Raw genomic sequence first — 17,801 nt, 5'->3', positions numbered from 1 at the left:
CAATCGATGCTGCGGGATTCGTCCGGCGCGGGTTGCTGTTCTAAGTCTGGCGGACGATTATAAACCGCGGTTTCCTTGCATCGGGCGCATTTCGTGATCGCGATGCGTTCCGCGCATGGTGCGCCGCCGCACGCGGGCGGCGGCGCGGGGGTTGCTAGAAGCCGAGCCAGCGGGCGATCACCGGCCCGAGCACGAAGCCCCACGTCGTCACGCACGCGAACAGCGCGACCGTGACCGCCGCGCTGCCGAGGTCCTTCGCGCGCTTCGACAATTCGTGGCGCTCGAGCGAGATGCGGTCGATCGCGGCCTCGACGCTCGAGTTCAGCAGCTCGACGATCAGCACGAGCAGCACCGACGCGATCAGCAGCGCGCGCGATGCGGCGGGGACCGGTGAGAACGCACCGATCGGCAGCATCAGCGCGGCGAGCGTGAGCTCCTGGCGAAACGCGCTCTCCTCGCGGATCGCGACGCGAAACCCGTTCAGCGAATGCTTGAGCGCGTACCACGCGCGCGTGATGCCGCGGTGGCGCTTGTACGGGTTCGGCGGCAGCGGCGCCAGGCGATCGTCGGGGCCGAGCGGTTCGTGCGGGTGCACGTCCGCGTCGGCGTGCGGCTCTTCTTCGTCGAACGGACGATGCAGTGGCGCCGTGATGGCAGGGGACGGGGTCTTGTCGTTCAGGTCTCGTTTCAAACGGCGGCACCTTCGGCGGGCGAGTACGCAGTCTTCGGCAGCGGCTTCAGATGCGACGCGAACTGCTCGGACGCCGCGCGCCACGAGAAGCGTTCGGCCCACGCGCGGGCCGTCTCGCGTTCGATCTTCAGCGCCTCCAGGCAGGCTTCCTGCAGGTCTTCGTGCATCGCGCCGGCAGCGCCCCCGCCGAGCACGTCGATCGGGCCCGTGACGGGGTAGGCGGCGACCGGCGTGCCGCACGCGAGCGCTTCCAGCAGCACGAGGCCGAACGTGTCGGTGCGACTCGGGAACACGAACACGTCGGCCGCAGCATACACCTTGGCGAGCTCGGCTTGCGACAGTACGCCAAGATAGTTCGCTTCCGGGTAGCGCGACTTCAGCTCGGCGAGCGCCGGACCTTCGCCCGCGACCCACTTCGAGCCGGGCAGGTCGAGGCGCAGGAACGCCTCGACGTTCTTCTCGATCGCGACGCGGCCCACGTACAGGAAGATCGGCCGGGCGGTGTTGAGCACCTTCGACTCCATCGGCCGGAAGATGTCGAGATCGACGCCGCGCGTCCACAGCACGACGTTCGTGAAGCCGAACTTCTCGAGGTCCTGCTTCACGACCGGGGTCGGCGCCATCACCGCGAGCGACGGCCCGTGGAACCAGTGCAGGAACTTGTAGGTCGCCGACAGCGGAATCCCGAAGCGCGCCTGCACGTATTCCGGAAAGCGCGTGTGATACGCGGTCGTGTACGGCAGCTTGCGCGCGCGTGCATAGCGTCGCGCGGCGAGGCCGAGCGGGCCTTCGGTCGCGATGTGCAGCGCGTCGGGGGCGAACGCATCGATCCGCGCGCGCAGCTTGCGGTACGGCAGGATCGACAGGCGGATCTCGGGATAGGTCGGGCAGGGCACCGTGCGGAATTCCAGCGGCGTCAGCATTTCGACCCGGTGGCCGAGCGCGGTGAGTTCACGGGTGGTGCTCTTCAGCGTGCGCACGACGCCGTTGACCTGCGGTTCCCACGCGTCGGTGACGATCATGATCTTCATCGCGGCATGTGTCCTGTAAGTGGAGTTGTGTCAGGCAGTGGCCTTGGCCTTGCGCGACGGGGCAGCGGACGGCGCGGTGCGCATCGCCGTCCAGTAGACGACCTTCAGTTCGCCTTCCATCGTCTCGACGAGCGCGGACAGGCTCTCGACCCAGTCGCCGTCGTTGCAGTACAGCACGCCGTCGATGTCGCGGATCTCCGCCTTGTGGATGTGCCCGCACACGACGCCGTCGCAGCCGCGGCGGCGCGCCTCGTCGGTCATCACGGTCTCGAACTGCGAGATGAAGTTCACCGCGTTCTTCACCTGATGCTTCAGGTACTGCGACAGCGACCAGTACTGGAAGCCCAGCCGGCTGCGGATCCGGTTGAACCAGCGGTTCAGCACGAGGATCAGCGTGTAGAGCGTGTCGCCGAGATACGCGAGCCATTTCGCGTGCTGGATCACGCCGTCGAACAGGTCGCCGTGCACGATCCACAAACGTTTGCCGGCGAGCGTCGTGTGGAACGCCTCGCCGCGCACCTGGATGTCGCCGAACGCGAGGTCGCAGAACTGCCGCGCGCCTTCGTCGTGGTTGCCCGGGATGTAGACGACCTGCGTGCCCTTGCGCGCCTTGCGCAGCACCTTCTGCACGACGTCGTTGTGCGCCTGCGGCCAGTACCAGCCTTTCTTCAGCTGCCAGCCGTCGATGATGTCGCCGACGAGGTACAGGTATTCCGAATCGTTGTGGCGCAGGAAATCGAGCAGGTACGGCGCCTGGCAGCCGCTCGAGCCGAGATGGATGTCGGACAGCCAGATCGTGCGGTAGCGATGCGTGGACGGCTCGGGGTCGTCGCGCTGCGTGACGTGTGCGGCCGCCGGTTCGTGCGGCGAAAGGGCATCGGTTGCGGCCGAGCCGGACAGGAAGGCGGTGACGGCGCGGGCGCCGAGGGGTTGACGGAACAGGGAGGTCGCGGACGTTTTCTGGCCCATGCATGACTCGCGCCGGTTGACATTACCGGCATTGCGCCATGCGGGCGTGACCATGCCGTGACAGTCACGAGACGTTCTTATTACTGTCGTCGCGGCGTGTTTAGCAGTGAATGTGGCGGTGTTGCGTAACCTGCCGAACCGACCGGCCTGCGGTTCCCGTGCAAGCCGCGCGGGGCGGGCGTGTGGGCGGTTTCGAGGGGTTTTGTCTGACGGAAGCACGAATGCACGAAGCCGTCCCGCGATCACGCGAACCGCGCGGGTCAGCGCGGAATCGCGACGACGCGCGTGCGGGCGATGCGGTCGTGCGGAAACTGGCGATCGCTATGCAGGCGGGCGGCGCCGGCCCATACGATGATCCACGCGGCGGCGAGCGCGAGCGTGACGGGCACCGACAGGCCGAGGAGCGGATGCAGTGCGAGCGGCGGCAGGAACCACAGCCAGCCGAGCGCGTAGCGGACGAGCGCGTGGCCGGCGTTCAGCGGCCGGCCGCTCGACGATTCGAGCCGCAGCCGCCAGGTCTTCATCGGCAGCGTCTGGCCGCCATGGGTCCAGAACCAGACGAAGTACGCGCCGACGACGAGTGCGATCCACGCGGCGAGCAGGTTGTGATGGACGAGGCCGTTGCGCTGCTGCGTCGCGAGGCTGAAGGCGAGGGCGGCGAAGAATACGACGCCGAACAGCAGCACGGCTTCGTACAGCATCGCCGCGAGGCGCCGCCGCACGGACGGCGCGGCGGCGACGGCCGGGGCCTCGGGTGCGGGGGCGCTTGCCACGGCGGGTCAGGAGCCCTTGAACATCGACGGCGCGTCGGCCGGCGACACGGGCGTGACGGTCGCGGGTGCGGGCGCGGTGCCGGACGTGGCCGATGCGGTCACCGGCGGCGCGCCGGCGCCGGCCGATGCGGGCGCCGGTGCCGCAACAGGGTTGCTCGCCGGATGTTCGTGCGAATTGACGAGACGGCGCACGTCGCGGTCGGCGACGGTCGGCGGTGCACTGACGACGCTCGGCCGGCGCCGGCGCTCGGTCGCGGCGAGGCGCTGCTTCTGTTCTTCGGGCAGTTGCTGGTAGGCCTTCCATGCGCGCTCGCGCGCCTGCGCGGAAAGCTCCTTCGCGCTCTGGTAATTCTCGCGCGCGACGCGGCGCTGCTCGGGCGTCATCCGCGCCCACTCGGACATCCTGTCCTGCAGGTGCTTCTGCTCATCGGGCGTCAATTTCGCGAAACGGGACGCGATCTTCAGCCATTTGCGCTTGCGCGCGTCGCTGAAGCCATCCCACTGATCGGCGAACGGCGCGAGTGCCTCGCGTTGCGCGGGCGTCAGGCGCGCCCACGAGAGCGGGCCGTTGGCGGCCGGCAGCGGCAGGGGCAGCGGGGCGAGTTCGGTGGTCAGGCCGGCTGCGGCCGAGGTCGGCGCGGGCGCGCTGCTGGCCGCGGCGGAGACCGTCGCGGGGGGCGGGTTGAATCGGGAATAGGTGGCGACGTAGGAAATGGCGATCGCGATCACGCATCCGAAAAATACGGCCAGGCCGCGTTTCTGACTCACCCGTGCGATCCCCTCGTTATTGTCTGTTTGTTAGCGTGTGTGCGAAAGATACGCGTTGAACCCGTGATCGAGATACGCGTTGAGCGGCAGGTCGTCGCTGAGCATCGCCGCGTCGATGTCGGCGAGTTCGGCGGTGCGCTGCATGTCTTCCCAGTACGCGATGCCGACGAGCCCCGCGAGCAGCAGCGCGAGCGGCCACGCGCGCAGCAGGCGGCGCGCAAACGACGTCTGCGGACGGCTCGCGGGCGGCGTGCCGTATGCGGCGGCGGCACCGGCGAAGGCGGGCACGAACACCGGCGCGGTGGCGGCTTCCGGCTTCTTGCGCGCGAGCGCGGCCCGGCGCGCGACGGCCAGACGATCGGTGGTCGCGGCAGGCAGCGCCGCGGCACGTTCGTCCAGTGCGCGGCGGACCTTCAGCGCGAATTCGTGTTCTCGATTTACGGGAGCGGAGCTCATAGCGTGATTCCTTTGGCCTTGAGCGCTTGCGCCAGGGCATGGGTGGCTCGCGAGCAGTGCGTCTTGACGCTGCCTTCGGAGCACCCCATTGCGGCAGCAGTCTCGGCGACATCCATATCTTCCCAATAACGCATCAGGAACGCTTCCCGTTGACGCGTCGGAAGTTTCTGGATTTCTTCGTCGATCAGGGCCAGAACCTGCTCCCGCTCGAGGCGGTGCTCGGTGCTTTCGACACCTGCATTGTCGTCCGCGGACTCGAGCGTTTCCAGCGGATCGAAGTCCTCGTCGTCCGTATTGTTGAGCGACGAGAACAGCGTGACCCAGGTGTTGCGGACCTTCTGCCGGCGGAACCAGTCGTGGATCGCGTTCTGCAGGATCCGCTGGAACAGCAGCGGCAGTTCGGCCGCCGGCCGGTCGCCGTATTTCTCCGCCAGCTTGATCATCGCGTCCTGCACGATGTCGAGCGACGCATCGTCGTCACGCACGGCGTACGCAGCCTGCTTGAACGCGCGCCTTTCGACGCCCGCCAGAAAGTCGGCGAGTTCCTTGTCTGATGCCATTCCGTAAAGGTATGCGCTGCGGACTGCGGCGTGTGAAAGGTCGAAAAATTTCGTAAAACCCGCGGATGCTAACAAATTTTCGCGCGACTTGGCACCGGTTGCGGCTCGCTCCGTTGCTTGCGAGCCGCGTCCGCGGCGCGCCGGGCGGGGCCCATGATGCGCTGCGGGATATTTTGCTTGACGACCCAATCATGACCAGCTATCGTCAGCGATTCGCAACATGAAGTGATGGTCTCATTTGAGGCTGGCCCAAGAAGCCCGCCCTTCAAACTGGACGCGCCGCTTGAACCCGAGCCACAAGCCCGGCAGAGAGCACCCGATCAATTTTTTGCCGAAAATTCGAAAGGTCAAAATGAACATGCCCAGCGCGGAATTCTCCACGTCGGAACCCCTTTCCCCTCCCGATAGCGACTCCATCGGCGCCACCGTGCTCATGAAGGCACTGGCCGACGAGAACGTCGAATTCATCTGGGGCTACCCCGGCGGCTCGGTACTCTACATCTACGACGAGCTTTACAAGCAGGACAAGATTCAGCACGTGCTGGTGCGCCACGAACAGGCGGCCGTGCACGCAGCCGATGCGTATGCGCGTTCCACCGGCAATGTCGGCGTCTGTCTCGTGACGTCCGGCCCCGGTGTCACCAATGCGGTGACCGGCATCGCGACGGCCTACATGGATTCGATCCCGATGGTCGTGATCAGCGGCCAGGTGCCGACTGCCGCGATCGGCCAGGACGCGTTCCAGGAATGCGATACGGTCGGTATCACGCGTCCGTGCGTGAAGCACAACTTCCTCGTGAAGGACGTGCGCGACCTCGCGGAAACCGTCAAGAAGGCGTTCTACATCGCCCGCACCGGCCGTCCGGGCCCGGTGCTGATCGACATCCCGAAGGACATCTCGAAGACGCCGTGCCAGTACGAGCCGGTCAAGAGCGTGTCGCTGCGTTCGTACAACCCCGTCACGAAGGGCCATTCGGGTCAGATCCGCAAGGCCGTGTCGCTGCTGCTGTCGGCGAAGCGTCCCTATATCTACACGGGCGGCGGCATCATCCTCGCCGATGCGGCACGCGAACTGAACCAGTTCGCCGACCTGCTCGGCTACCCGGTCACGAACACGCTGATGGGCCTCGGCGGCTATCGCGCGTCGGACAAGAAATTCCTCGGCATGCTCGGCATGCACGGCACCTACGAAGCGAACATGGCGATGCAGCACTGTGACGTGCTGATCGCGATCGGCGCGCGCTTCGACGACCGCGTGATCGGCGACCCGGCGCACTTCGCGTCGCGTCCGCGCAAGATCATCCACATCGACATCGACCCGTCGTCGATCTCGAAGCGCGTGAAGGTCGACATCCCGATCGTCGGCGACGTGAAGGAAGTGCTGAAGGAACTGATCGAGCAGCTGCAGACGGCCGAGCATGGCCCCGACACCGACGCGCTCGCGCAATGGTGGAAGGACATCGAAAGCTGGCGCGCGAAGGACTGCCTGAAGTTCGACCGCGACAGCGAGATCATCAAGCCGCAGTACGTGGTCGAGAAGGCGTGGGAGCTGACGGACGGCAACGCGTTCGTGTGCTCGGACGTCGGCCAGCACCAGATGTGGGCTGCGCAGTTCTACCGTTTCAACAAGCCGCGTCGCTGGATCAACTCCGGCGGCCTCGGCACGATGGGCTTCGGCCTGCCGGCAGCGATGGGCGTCAAGATGGCGCATCCGGACGACGACGTGCTGTGCATCACGGGCGAAGGCTCGATCCAGATGTGCATCCAGGAACTGTCGACCTGCCTGCAGTACGACACGCCCGTGAAGATCATTTCGCTGAACAACCGCTATCTCGGCATGGTCCGCCAGTGGCAGCAGATCGAATACAGCAAGCGCTATTCGCATTCGTACATGGATGCGCTGCCCGATTTCGTGAAGCTCGCCGAAGCGTACGGCCATGTCGGCATGCGGATCGAAAAGACCTCGGATGTGGAGCCGGCGCTGAAGGAAGCGCTGCGCCTGAAGGACCGCACCGTGTTTCTCGACTTCCAGACCGATCCGACCGAAAACGTCTGGCCGATGGTACAGGCCGGCAAGGGCATCACCGAGATGCTGCTCGGATCGGAAGATCTGTAACGGCGCGACGCGCGTCCAGGCCGGGAGCGGCCGCCTTCACGAAGGGCGGTGCGGCACCGGGCGGCGCGCGGCGCGAGTGAATCGACACGGACACATTCTGGAAGAAGCGAACATGAGACACATCATTTCCGTCCTGCTGGAAAACGAACCGGGCGCGCTGTCGCGCGTGGTCGGTCTGTTTTCCGCACGCGGCTACAACATCGAAACCTTGACGGTGGCGCCGACCGAAGACCAATCGCTGTCGCGGCTCACCATTGTTTCCATTGGCTCCGACGACGTGATCGAACAGATCACGAAGCATCTGAACCGCCTGATCGAGGTGGTGAAAGTGGTGGACCTGACCGACGGTGCACACATCGAACGCGAGCTGATGCTGATCAAGGTACGTGCAGTGGGCAAGGAGCGCGAAGAAATGAAGCGGATGTCGGACATTTTCCGCGGCCGCATCATCGACGTGACCGAAAAGACCTACACGATCGAATTGACGGGCGCGAGCGACAAGCTCGACGCATTCATCCAGGGGCTGGACGCCACCGCGATCCTAGAGACCGTGCGTACCGGCAGCTCCGGCATCGGACGCGGCGAGCGCATCCTGAAGGTGTGATGCCGAAATTGCCAAAGAGGCACGCCGGGTGCGCCGTCATGTCCCGGCCCGCAGTACTCCATCTGAACGAATTGTTGAATTTTTGAATTAGCGAAGGAACCATCATGAACGTTTTCTACGACAAAGACGCTGACCTCTCCCTCATCAAGGGCAAGCAAGTCACGATCATCGGCTACGGCTCGCAAGGCCATGCACACGCACTGAACCTGAAGGACAGCGGCGTGAACGTGACGGTCGGCCTTCGCAAGGACGGCGCGTCGTGGAGCAAGGCTGAAAACGCAGGCCTCGCGGTCAAGGAAGTCGCGGAAGCGGTGAAGGGCGCGGACGTCGTCATGATGCTGCTGCCGGACGAGCAGATCGCCGACGTGTACGCGAAGGAAGTGCACGCGAACATCAAGCAGGGCGCCGCACTGGCATTCGCGCACGGCTTCAACGTCCACTACGGCCAGGTGATCCCGCGCGCCGACCTCGACGTGATCATGATCGCGCCGAAGGCGCCGGGCCACACCGTGCGCGGCACGTACTCGCAAGGTGGCGGCGTGCCGCACCTGATCGCGGTTGCGCAGAACAAGTCGGGCGCGGCACGCGACATCGCGCTGTCGTACGCGGCAGCGAACGGCGGCGGCCGTGCCGGCATCATCGAGACGAACTTCCGTGAAGAGACCGAAACCGACCTGTTCGGCGAGCAGGCCGTGCTGTGCGGCGGTACCGTCGAGCTGATCAAGGCAGGTTTCGAGACGCTGGTCGAAGCCGGCTACGCGCCGGAAATGGCGTACTTCGAGTGCCTGCACGAACTGAAGCTGATCGTCGACCTGATCTACGAAGGCGGCATCGCGAACATGAACTACTCGATCTCGAACAACGCCGAGTACGGCGAGTACGTGACGGGCCCGCGCGTCGTCACGGAAGAGACGAAGAAGGCGATGAAGCAGTGCCTGACCGACATCCAGACGGGCGAGTACGCCAAGAGCTTCATCCTCGAGAACAAGGCAGGCGCCCCGACGCTGCAGTCGCGCCGCCGCCTGACGGCCGAGCACCAGATCGAGCAGGTCGGTGCGAAGCTGCGCGCGATGATGCCGTGGATCGCGAAGAACAAGCTCGTCGACCAGACGAAGAACTAAGCACCGCGTGCTGCTCCGGCCCTTCGAGTGGAGGGTCGGTTTCAAAAAGCCGTCCGAAGGCAGCAGTGCCCCGGGCGGCTTTTGCTATCCTACGGGCTTTGCAATTCACCGAACACCGAACGAACCCATGAACTATCCTCATCCGATCATCGCGCGCGAAGGCTGGCCGTTCATCGCGATTGCAGCCGTCATCGCGTTGTTGATCCACGCCGTCGGGGGCTTCGGCTTCGCGTGGCCGTTCTGGCTGCTGCTCGTCTTCGTCGTCCAGTTCTTCCGCGATCCGCAGCGCCCGATCCCGGCGCAGCCGAATGCGGTGCTGTGCCCGGCCGACGGCCGCATCGTCGCGGTCGAGACCACGCAGGATCCGTACGCGAACCGCGAAGCGCTGAAGATCAGCGTGTTCATGAATGTCTTCAACGTCCATTCGCAGCGTTCGCCGGTCGACGGCGCGATCTCCAAGGTCGAGTACTTCCCGGGCGCGTTCCTGAACGCGGCGATCGACAAGGCGTCGACCGAGAACGAGCGCAATGCGGTCGTGATCCAGACGGCGAGCGGCAAGACCGTCACCGCCGTGCAGATCGCCGGCCTCGTCGCCCGCCGGATCCTCTGCTACGTGCGCGCCGGCGAGCCGCTGTCGCGCGGCCAGCGCTACGGTTTCATCCGCTTCGGTTCGCGCGTCGACGTGTATCTGCCGCTCGGCAGCCGCGCGAAGGTGTCGATCGGCGAGAAGGTCTACGCGTCGTCGACGATCCTCGCCGAGCTCGAACAGTAAGCGGCGGGGCGCACGATGGCCGCATTCAAACCGCGTCGGCCGCGTAACGGCTCCGGCCAGACGCCACGTCCGTTCCGCCGCAACAAGGGAATGGCGCCCGATCCCGCGCCGCTCGAGAGCCGCCGCGCCGCGCGCCAGCGGTTCCTGAAGACACGTGGCATCTATCTGCTGCCGAACGCATTCACGACCGCCGCGCTGTTCTGCGGCTTCTTCGCGGTCGTGCAGGCGATGAACGTGCGCTTCGAGATCGCCGCGATCGCGATCTTCGTCGCGATGGTGCTCGACGGGATGGACGGGCGCGTCGCGCGCATGACGCATACGCAAAGCGCGTTCGGCGAACAGTTCGACAGCCTGTCGGACATGGTGTCGTTCGGCGTCGCGCCCGCGCTCGTGATGTACGAGTGGGTGCTGAAGGATCTCGGCCGCTGGGGCTGGCTTGCCGCGTTCGTCTATTGCTCGGGCGCCGCGCTGCGTCTCGCGCGCTTCAACACGAACATCGGCAGCGTCGACAAGCGCTTCTTCCAGGGGCTGCCGAGCCCGGCCGCCGCCGCGCTGATCGCCGGCTTTGTCTGGCTCGCGACCGACAACCGCGTGCCGATGAAGCTCGGCTGGCTGCCGTGGGTCGCGTTCGCACTGACGATCTATGCGGGCGTGACGATGGTGTCGAACGCGCCGTTCTACAGCGGCAAGGCGCTCGACGTGCGGCACCGCGTGCCGTTCGCGGCGATCCTGCTGGTCGTCGTCGCGTTCGTGCTCGTGTCGTCCGATCCGCCGCTGATGCTGTTCTGCCTGTTCGTGCTGTACGGGCTGTCCGGCTACGTGTTCTGGGCCTACATGGCCGTGCGCGGGCGGGCGAATCCCGCACGCTCGTCGCAACGCGACCACTGACGCGCAACCTGTCCGGAAACGGCGGCCTCGGAGATGATTCCGGGTCGCCGTTTTCATTTGCCCCTTTTTCGTGCGTCGGAGCCCGGTATCCCGGGTGCCGTCCGATTGCGCACCCGGCGGAATGTCGCTATAGTCTTTGGCATGACTGCATTTCCCCGCCTCTCCCTCCTTCTAGCCGGTGCGCCGCTACGCGCGCTAGCTTTGGCGCGCCTGCCGCGCTGACCGTTCTCGCCCTCCGTCAAGCCTCGTCTGTTGTTGAGCGTCGCCAGCGGTGGCGCGATCTCATTACGTTCGATTCCCGTATAAAGAGCCCTGGAGCCCCCCATGACAGACAAGCTGATCATTTTCGATACGACGTTGCGTGACGGTGAACAATCGCCCGGCGCGTCGATGACGAAGGAAGAGAAAATCCGCATCGCGAAGCATCTCGAGCGGATGAAGGTCGACGTGATCGAGGCCGGTTTCGCGGCCAGCTCGAACGGCGACTTCGACGCGATCCACACGATCGCCGGTCTCGTGAAGGACAGCACGATCTGCTCGCTGGCGCGCGCCAACGACAAGGACATCCAGCGTGCGGCCGACGCGCTGAAGCCGGCCAACAGTTCGCGGATCCACACGTTCATCGCGACGTCGCCGCTGCACATGGAAAAGAAGCTGCGCATGACGCCGGACCAGGTGTTCGAGCAGGCGCGCCTCGCGGTGCGCTTCGCGCGCAAGTTCACCGACAACGTCGAATTCTCGCCGGAAGACGGCAGCCGTTCGGATCTCGACTTCCTGTGCCGCGTGCTGGAAGCGGTGATCGCCGAGGGGGCGACGACGATCAACATCGCCGACACGGTCGGCTACGGCGTGCCGGAGCTCTACGGCAACCTCGTGAAGACGCTGCGCGAACGCATTCCGAACTCGGACAAGGCGATCTTCTCCGTGCATTGCCACAACGATCTCGGGATGGCGGTGGCGAACTCGCTCGCCGGCGTGAAGATCGGCGGCGCGCGCCAGGTCGAGTGCACGATCAATGGTCTCGGCGAGCGCGCGGGCAACACGTCGCTCGAGGAAATCGTGATGGCCGTGAAGACCCGCAAGGACTACTTCGGCCTCGACGTCGGCATCGACACGACGCAGATCGTGCCGACCTCGAAGCTCGTGTCGCAGATCACCGGTTTCGTCGTGCAGCCGAACAAGGCGGTGGTCGGCGCGAACGCGTTCGCGCACGCGTCGGGCATCCACCAGGACGGCGTGCTGAAGGCGCGCGACACCTACGAAATCATGCGCGCGGAAGACGTGGGCTGGACCGCGAACAAGATCGTGCTCGGCAAGCTGTCGGGTCGCAACGCGTTCAAGCAGCGCCTGCAGGAGCTTGGCGTGTCGCTCGACAGCGAAGCCGAACTGAACGCCGCGTTCATGCGCTTCAAGGACCTCGCCGACCGCAAGGCCGAGATCTTCGACGAAGACATCATCGCGATCGTCTCGGAAGAATCGGCGCTCGCGCACGAGCAGGAGCACTTCAAGTTCGTGTCGCTGTCGCAGCGTTCGGAGACGGGCGAGCAGCCGCAGGCGAAGATCGTGTTCGCGGTCGAAGGCAAGGAAGTGACCGGCGAGGCACGCGGCAACGGGCCGGTCGACGCGACGTTCAACGCGATCGAGGGTGAAGTCGGCAGCGGTTCCGAACTGCTGCTGTACTCGGTGAACGCGATCACGACCGGCACGCAGGCGCAGGGCGAAGTGACGGTCCGGCTGTCGAAGAGCGGGCGGATCGTCAACGGTGTCGGCACCGATCCGGACATCGTCGCCGCGTCCGCGAAGGCGTACATCTCGGCGCTGAACAAGCTGCATTCGAAGGACGACAAGGTCAACCCGCAGCGCGCGTAAGCGCTGCGCGTCGAGCGCCCGAAGTAGACGAAACGCCCCGTGCGGCCTCGCGCCGCGCGGGGCGTTTTTCATGCGCCGCTCATTCGGCGGCCGGCGCGCGGAACGACCAGCGGCGAGCGGCCGGGCGGGGCGCCGGGCTGCGGCGGCGGAATTCGACCGCGATCCCGCGCCGCGGCGCATCGGCGATGAACGCGTCGAGCAGTTCGAGCACGTCGTGGTCGATGTAGTCGGCGCGCGTCGCGTCGATGATCACGGCCGCGCGGTCCGGAATGTGCCGCAGGTGATGCTTGACCTGCACCTTGCCGAGGAACGACACGTCCTTGCGGAACGACAGCAGGAAGTGGTCGTCGTGCTGCGCGAGCGTGACGGGGCTCTTCAGGTTCGCCACTGCGACCGCCAGCACGCTGCAGGCGAGGCCGAGCGCGATGCCGAACAGCAGGTCGACCGCCAGCACGCCCGCGATCGTCGCGGCGAACGGCACGAACGCGGCCGGGCCCTGCTTCAGCACCGAGCGGAACAGCGCCGGTTTCGCGAGCTTGAAGCCGGTGTGGATCAGGATCGCCGCGAGGCTCGCGAGCGGGATCAGGTTGATCAGCCCGGTGAGCGCGAACACGCTGGCGAGCAGCAGGATCCCGTGCACGATCGCCGACATCCGGCTTTGGGCACCCGCGTTCACGTTGACCGAACTGCGCACGATCACCGACGTGATCGGCAGCCCGCCGACCGCGCCCGCGACGAGATTGCCGACGCCCTGGGCCTTGAGTTCGCGGTCCGGCTGGGTCGGCCGGCGCTTCGGATCGATCTGTTCGACCGCCTCCAGGCTCAGCAGCGTCTCGAGGCTCGCGACGACCGCGAGCGTGATCGCGACGCGCCACACGTCCGGATTGACGAGTTGCGCGAAGTTCGGGCCGAGCTCGGCATGCTTCAGCGATGCCGCGAGCGCCGCGAACGATTCGAGCTCCGGCAGCGTGACGCGATGCGCGGCGCCCGGCGCGACCGACGGTGCAACGACGCCGAGCACCAGCGTCGCACCGATGCCGAACACGACGACCGCGAGCGGCGCAGGCACCGCGCGTACCCAGCCGAAGCGCTTGAGCGCGGGCGTGTCCCACGCGACCAGCAGCGCGAGCGAGACGAGCGCGATGGCCGTTGCGGCCCAGGCGGTCGGCAGGCCGGGCCACGATGCAAACGATTGCGCGGCCGGCCCGCCGATGCCGAATGCGAACGGAATCTGCTTCACGACCAGCAGCAGGCCGATCGCCGCGAGCATGCCCTTGATGACGGGCGACGGTACGTACGCGGCGAAGCGGCCGGCGCGCAGCATGCCGAAGCCGAACTGCAGCACGCCGGACAGCAGCACCGCGAGCAGGAACGCGGAAAAGCTGCCGAGTTGCGCGATTCCTTCGACGACGATCACGACGAGGCCGGCGGCCGGCCCGCTGACCGACAGTGACGAGCCGCTCAACAGCGCGACGATGATCCCGCCGACGATGCCGGACACGAGCCCGGCGAACGGCTCGACGCCGGACGCATTGGCGATGCCGAGACATAACGGCAGCGCGACGAGGAACACGACGATGCCGGCGACGATGTCGCGCGGCAGGGTGGACAGGCGGTCGTTCAGTTTCATGGTTGGGGTGATTTCATTGGCGTAGGGAGGGGCGGATCAGCCGAGAGCGACGGCCATGGCGGCATGCTCCGGTTCGGCTTCGGCCGGCGCTGTCGTGTAGCCGGAATCGAGTTCCTTCAGGCGGCCGTCGGCGAGCGAAAAGATCCAGCCGTGCACGAGCGGCGGCCGCTGCCGGCCATGCACGATCGGCGAAGCGCGCAGCAGCCGCACCTGTTCGAGCACGTTGAGTTCCGCCAGACGGTCGGCGGCGGCCGTGTCGTCGAGTCCGTCGAGCGTGTCGCGATGGCGCCGTGCAAGCGCGCACAGCGGCGCGATGCGGCGCGCGACGTGCGGCAGGTCGGCCGGCGGCGGCAGCAGCGACGCGCGCACCCCGCCGCATCCGTAGTGGCCGCACACGATCACGTGGTCGACTTCGAGCACGCGCACGGCGTACTCGAGCACGCTCGCGGAATTGTCGTCGTCGGGATGGAACAGGTTCGCGATGTTGCGATGGACGAACAGCTCGCCGGGCACGCAATGCGTGATGGTTTCGGCTGGCACCCGGCTGTCGGCGCAGCCGATCCACAGCACGCGCGGATTCTGGCCGCGCGCGAGTGCGTCGAAGAAACCGGGCGTGTGCTCGTGCGTCTCGCGGGCCCAGGCGATGTTGGCAACCAGCATGCTCTTGGGGCGATTCATGAGGACTCCTTTCTGATAAGGACAAACAAATACCGGACGAAGTGGAGCAATAGGATGCTTTCTAAATTGAAAGGTTCAATTTCATCCGATATTAGGGGTATGCCCTAACATCCGGTGCCAATGATACAAATTGTTTCAACTCGATCTGGAGAGGTGCACCGAATGCACCAATGCAACGCATGACATGTATCGTGCATGCCTGTTTCTCGCCGGCGGCCGCGTGGCGCGGGGCTCACCGCGATGCTTTGGGCGCATATTCGATCGGAAAGGATTGCTGCTTCAATTCGAAATTAATCGAATATGACGGAAAAAATGAAATGGCCATTCACGCAACGATTCGTGAATGGCCATTGTGAAAATTTCGCGTAAATGCGCAATCGATCCGATCAGAACAGATTGCGGCGGTCGGGATCGTGCAGCGGGTCCGGTGTTTTCTGCGTGGTGCGCAGGATGCCCTGCGGGTCGAAGTAGAAGCTGTACATCATGTACCAGACGTTGTCTTCGAGATAGCGGTAGGTCCATACCTCGCGCTTCATCAGCGGGAAGTAGGACGTCTCGACCGGGCGGCCGAAATTGACGAGCACGTCGGTCTTGGTCCACTTGCCGATATCCGCGCGATAGAACTCGCTCGGCTGCAGCACCTGGCGCACGTTGACGATCCGGTGGGCCGCGTCGACGTCGGCCGCGACCGTGATCTCGCCCATCGGCTGGGTCGGCCACATCAGGCGCTTGCCGCCGCCGGGCAGGTCGTAGATCTCGCGCGGCGGGCCCATGCGCGCGACGATCGCCGACTCGTCCTGGCCGGCCTGGTATTGCTGCCACGGTTGCGCACAGCCGGCGAGCAGCGCCGCCGCACAGGCGACCAGCACCGGCAGGCGCGCGGAAATGCGAATGCGCATGGGATCCTCCAGAACGCTCTAACCGTTCAGTTGTATCACGGACGGCGCGCGCCGGCGCATCGTGCCGAAAAAATCGGTGCGGATCGCCGGCCGGGTGTCGTCGGGCTATCGTTGCGCGCCGGGCTTGCGGCCGGCGCCGCCCGCGTCCTATGATCCGCGCTTCTCGGACAGGTTGAAGGGCAGGGAGCCGATGCAGCTGTGGAAACGGTACGCGCTCGCATGGAGCGCCGGGTGGATGCTGGCGTCGTCCGCGTTCGCGGCAGGCGAGCCGGTGCGGATCGCGCTGATCGAAGGGATGTCGGGCCCGTTCGCGAACGCGGGCGCGGCCGTCGAGCGCAACCTGCGCTTCGGCGTCGAGCGGGTCAACGCAGCGGGCGGCGTGAAGCTGCGTGATGGCGCGCACCCACTCGAACTCGTCGTGCTCGACAGCAAGGGCAGCCCGGAGGAGGCGCTGGTGCAGTTGCGCGCAGCGGCGGACCGGCACATCGGTTTCGTCGCGCAGGGCAACAGCTCGGCGGTCGCGGCCGCGCTCGTCGCGGCGCTCGACAAGCTGAACGCGCGCAATCCGGACAGCCGGATGCTGTTCCTCAACTATTCGGCCGACGATCCGGCGCTGACCGGTGCGCGCTGCAGCTTCTGGCATTTCCGCTTCGACGCGCACGCGGGGATGCGGATGGCCGCGCTGGCGGACGTGATGGCGCGCGACCGCCCGCTGCGCAAGGTCTACCTGCTGAACCAGGACTACAGCTTCGGCCACGACGTCAGCGCGCTGGCGCGGCAGGCGCTGGCCGAGCGGCGCCCCGACGTGACGATCGCCGGCGACGAATTCCACCCGATCGGCCGCATCAAGGATTTCTCGCCGTACATCGCGAAGATCCGCGCGAGCGGCGCGGACGCCGTCGTGACCGGCAACTGGGGCAACGACCTCACGCTGCTCGTGAAGGCGGCGCGCGAGCAGGGGCTGAACGCGAAGTTCTATACGTTCTATGGCAACAGTCTCGGCGCGCCGGCCGCGCTCGGCGATGCGGGCGTCGGCCGGGTGGTCGCCGTCGCGGACTGGCATCCGAACGCGGGCGGCGCGCAATCGGATGCGTTCTACCGCGCGTTCCGGACCCGTTTTCCCGCTGCCCCGGACGACTATCCGGTGCGACGGATGAGCCTGATGATCGAGATGCTCGCGGCGGCGATGAATCGCGCCGGCTCGTCCGACCCCGTCGCAGTGGCGCGCGCGCTGGAAGGGCTGTCGCTCGACGACGGCTTCCACGCGTCGGCGATGCGGGCGCAGGATCACCAGTTGATCCAGCCCCTTTATGTGATGGAAATGGACAAGGCCGGCACGCCGGGCGTGCGCTTCGACAACGAGGGCTCGGGATATGGTTTCCGGACCGTCCTCGCGGTGCCCGCGCAGCGCACGCAGATGCCGTCGACCTGCTCGATGACGCGCCCGTGACAGGAGGCGATGGAACGGCGTGCAGTTGTGCTACAATGCCCGCCGGTTGTAAGTCACGGCACGGCCATTCTTCCGTGTCCGCCTGTTAGTTAGCCAGTAGGAAACAAAGGAAATCTCATGTCTGTTGCAGATATCAAGAAGTCGGAAGTCGTTGCTCAGTTCGCCCGCGGTACCAACGACACGGGTTCGCCCGAAGTCCAGGTCGCACTGCTGACCGCACGTATCGTCGAACTGACGGGTCACTTCAAGACCCACGCGAAGGATCACCACAGCCGCCGCGGCCTGCTGCGCATGGTGAGCCGCCGCCGCAAGCTGCTCGACTACCTCAAGGGCAAGGATGCCGACCGTTACCGCGCGCTGATCGAGAAGCTGGGTCTGCGTAAGTAATCGAGGCGATTGCCGCCAGCAAGATGCCTGTGTCAGTCCGCTGATGCAGGCATTTTGTTTTTGCGCGGTGCGTAGCGTCACGCGCACCGCAGGTCGTCCGGCACGTGGGTGCCGGGCTGCCGGAACGGCTGATACCGGG

Annotated in this window: 18 protein-coding genes; 8 read left to right on the top strand and 10 right to left on the bottom strand. The window is 65.9% G+C overall.

Features of this window, described 5'->3' with window-relative positions; translation table 11 throughout:
* Nucleotides 1-154: 154 nt before the first annotated feature.
* The 7 genes from U5A56_RS08825 to U5A56_RS08795 form a co-directional block, all read right to left on the bottom strand.
* The gene (locus U5A56_RS08825; protein WP_044844680.1) at nt 155-691 is read right to left on the bottom strand and encodes a diacylglycerol kinase; all 537 of its coding nucleotides are present in this window, start codon (nt 689-691) and stop codon (nt 155-157) included.
* Nucleotides 688-1,722, bottom strand: a complete 1,035-nt coding sequence (locus U5A56_RS08820) for a glycosyltransferase family 4 protein (protein WP_044844679.1) — start codon at nt 1,720-1,722, stop codon at nt 688-690. The genes U5A56_RS08825 and U5A56_RS08820 overlap by 4 nt, the downstream gene beginning before the upstream one ends.
* Before the next feature lie 30 nt (nt 1,723-1,752).
* On the bottom strand, nt 1,753-2,691 hold the full coding sequence (locus tag U5A56_RS08815) for a UDP-2,3-diacylglucosamine diphosphatase (RefSeq protein WP_044844678.1): 939 nt from the start codon (nt 2,689-2,691) through the stop codon (nt 1,753-1,755).
* Nucleotides 2,692-2,951: 260 nt separating this feature from the next.
* A complete protein-coding gene (locus U5A56_RS08810; RefSeq protein WP_321921892.1) occupies nt 2,952-3,464 on the bottom strand; it encodes an RDD family protein in 513 nt (170 codons plus the stop codon).
* A 6-nt stretch (nt 3,465-3,470) separates the two neighbouring features.
* Complete coding sequence (locus U5A56_RS08805) at nt 3,471-4,232, bottom strand: DUF3106 domain-containing protein (RefSeq protein ID WP_321921890.1); 762 nt, start codon at nt 4,230-4,232, stop codon at nt 3,471-3,473.
* A 30-nt stretch (nt 4,233-4,262) separates the two neighbouring features.
* On the bottom strand, nt 4,263-4,688 hold the full coding sequence (locus U5A56_RS08800) for a DUF3619 family protein (protein WP_044844675.1): 426 nt from the start codon (nt 4,686-4,688) through the stop codon (nt 4,263-4,265).
* The gene (locus U5A56_RS08795; protein ID WP_040144687.1) at nt 4,685-5,248 is read right to left on the bottom strand and encodes an RNA polymerase sigma factor; all 564 of its coding nucleotides are present in this window, start codon (nt 5,246-5,248) and stop codon (nt 4,685-4,687) included. Before U5A56_RS08795 ends, U5A56_RS08800 begins: the two co-directional genes overlap by 4 nt.
* 352 nt (nt 5,249-5,600) lie before the next feature.
* On the opposite strand from U5A56_RS08795, the gene U5A56_RS08790 reads away from it, so the two are divergent.
* The 6 genes from U5A56_RS08790 (at nt 5,601) to U5A56_RS08765 (ending at nt 12,618) form a co-directional block, all read left to right on the top strand.
* On the top strand, nt 5,601-7,364 hold the full coding sequence (locus U5A56_RS08790; protein ID WP_044844674.1) for an acetolactate synthase 3 catalytic subunit: 1,764 nt from the start codon (nt 5,601-5,603) through the stop codon (nt 7,362-7,364).
* 112 nt (nt 7,365-7,476) lie between these two features.
* Nucleotides 7,477-7,968, top strand: a complete 492-nt coding sequence (ilvN, locus tag U5A56_RS08785; RefSeq protein WP_034207977.1) for an acetolactate synthase small subunit — start codon at nt 7,477-7,479, stop codon at nt 7,966-7,968.
* 104 nt (nt 7,969-8,072) lie between these two features.
* Nucleotides 8,073-9,089: a ketol-acid reductoisomerase gene (gene ilvC / locus U5A56_RS08780; protein ID WP_044844673.1), complete on the top strand. Its 1,017-nt coding sequence runs from the start codon at nt 8,073-8,075 to the stop codon at nt 9,087-9,089.
* A gap of 127 nt (nt 9,090-9,216) precedes the next feature.
* Nucleotides 9,217-9,861 (top strand): phosphatidylserine decarboxylase, encoded by a 645-nt coding sequence (locus U5A56_RS08775; protein WP_039370565.1) that lies wholly within the window; start codon nt 9,217-9,219, stop codon nt 9,859-9,861.
* 15 nt (nt 9,862-9,876) lie between these two features.
* A complete protein-coding gene (gene pssA / locus U5A56_RS08770) occupies nt 9,877-10,749 on the top strand; it encodes a CDP-diacylglycerol--serine O-phosphatidyltransferase (protein ID WP_044844672.1) in 873 nt (290 codons plus the stop codon).
* 324 nt (nt 10,750-11,073) lie between these two features.
* A complete protein-coding gene (locus tag U5A56_RS08765; protein ID WP_044844671.1) occupies nt 11,074-12,618 on the top strand; it encodes a 2-isopropylmalate synthase in 1,545 nt (514 codons plus the stop codon).
* A gap of 79 nt (nt 12,619-12,697) precedes the next feature.
* On the opposite strand, the gene U5A56_RS08760 is transcribed toward U5A56_RS08765, so the two are convergent.
* From U5A56_RS08760 to U5A56_RS08750, 3 genes are all read right to left on the bottom strand, one after another.
* Nucleotides 12,698-14,248, bottom strand: a complete 1,551-nt coding sequence (locus U5A56_RS08760; protein WP_321802124.1) for a SulP family inorganic anion transporter — start codon at nt 14,246-14,248, stop codon at nt 12,698-12,700.
* Nucleotides 14,249-14,284: 36 nt separating this feature from the next.
* Nucleotides 14,285-14,926 (bottom strand): carbonic anhydrase, encoded by a 642-nt coding sequence (locus U5A56_RS08755; RefSeq protein ID WP_044844669.1) that lies wholly within the window; start codon nt 14,924-14,926, stop codon nt 14,285-14,287.
* A gap of 386 nt (nt 14,927-15,312) precedes the next feature.
* Complete coding sequence (locus U5A56_RS08750; RefSeq protein WP_321921886.1) at nt 15,313-15,825, bottom strand: hypothetical protein; 513 nt, start codon at nt 15,823-15,825, stop codon at nt 15,313-15,315.
* A gap of 190 nt (nt 15,826-16,015) precedes the next feature.
* Here U5A56_RS08750 and U5A56_RS08745 point away from each other — a divergent pair, with 190 nt between their 5' ends.
* Nucleotides 16,016-17,275, top strand: a complete 1,260-nt coding sequence (locus U5A56_RS08745) for a branched-chain amino acid ABC transporter substrate-binding protein (protein ID WP_321922180.1) — start codon at nt 16,016-16,018, stop codon at nt 17,273-17,275.
* 117 nt (nt 17,276-17,392) lie between these two features.
* Nucleotides 17,393-17,662 carry a 30S ribosomal protein S15 gene (gene rpsO / locus U5A56_RS08740; RefSeq protein ID WP_006398792.1) on the top strand — a complete coding sequence of 90 codons (270 nt, stop codon included), beginning with the start codon at nt 17,393-17,395 and terminating at the stop codon, nt 17,660-17,662.
* Nucleotides 17,663-17,801 lie beyond the last annotated feature (139 nt).

The organism is Burkholderia sp. BCC1998 (assembly GCF_905339875.1).
Classification (GTDB): domain Bacteria; phylum Pseudomonadota; class Gammaproteobacteria; order Burkholderiales; family Burkholderiaceae; genus Burkholderia.
Note: the sequence above shows the minus strand (reverse complement) of the source record. Positions and strands in the feature narration are given on the sequence as shown.